This is a genomic window from Citrobacter sp. CK188 (assembly GCF_030333525.1).
GTDB lineage: Bacteria > Pseudomonadota > Gammaproteobacteria > Enterobacterales > Enterobacteriaceae > Citrobacter_B > Citrobacter_B koseri.
Genome location: NZ_JAOWFU010000004.1, coordinates 1 through 304, shown reverse-complemented (window position 1 = coordinate 304; position 304 = coordinate 1). Strand labels below are relative to the sequence as shown.

Below are 304 nucleotides of genomic sequence, written 5' to 3'. Positions count from 1 at the left end.
GGGGGGGGACTTGAACCCCCACGTCCGTAAGGACACTAACACCTGAAGCTAGCGCGTCTACCAATTCCGCCACCTTCGCACAGTCATCTTACTTTTTTGATATCGCCTCGTTGGTGCGAGGGGGGGGACTTGAACCCCCACGTCCGTAAGAACACTAACACCTGAAGCTAGCGCGTCTACCAATTCCGCCACCTTCGCCCAGTGCGAGCAATATCAACGTGGTTTTGGTGCGAGGGGGGGGACTTGAACCCCCACGTCCGTAAGGACACTAACACCTGAAGCTAGCGCGTCTACCAATTCCGCC

General features: G+C 56.9%; 1 tRNA gene. It reads right to left on the bottom strand.

Features of this window, described 5'->3' with window-relative positions:
• Window positions 1–111: 111 nt before the first annotated feature.
• A tRNA-Leu gene (locus tag OGV67_RS01875) sits at window positions 112–198 on the bottom strand.
• Between the last annotated feature and the right edge of the window lie 106 nt (window positions 199–304).